This is a genomic window from Paraburkholderia sp. SIMBA_054 (assembly GCF_046534875.1).
Lineage (GTDB): Bacteria > Pseudomonadota > Gammaproteobacteria > Burkholderiales > Burkholderiaceae > Paraburkholderia > Paraburkholderia hospita.
The window spans coordinates 1-248 of the sequence record NZ_JAWRXV010001354.1; the positions used below are offsets into that span (position 1 = coordinate 1).

General features: G+C 73.4%; 1 protein-coding gene. It reads left to right on the forward strand.

The features are described from left to right. Positions 1 to 248, forward strand: a 248-nt coding sequence (locus SB822_RS59505) for a tetraacyldisaccharide 4'-kinase (RefSeq protein ID WP_410859429.1), incomplete at both ends; no start/stop codon positions are given.

A 248-nucleotide genomic window follows, 5' to 3' on the forward strand; every position in this document is an offset into this window, starting at 1 on the left:
GGGTTACGCCCGCCTCGGCGGCCAGTGTCGGCGGCGACGAACCGCTGTTGATCTCGCGGCGCACCGGCGCGCCCGTCTGGGTGTGCCCCGATCGCGTGGCGGCGGCGGAGGCGTTGTGCGCGGCGCATCGCGACGTCGACGTGATCGTCAGCGACGACGGCCTTCAGCACTACCGGCTCGCGCGCGACGCCGAGCTGGTCGTGTTCGATCACCGGCTCGGCGGCAACGGCTTTCTGCTGCCGGCGGGT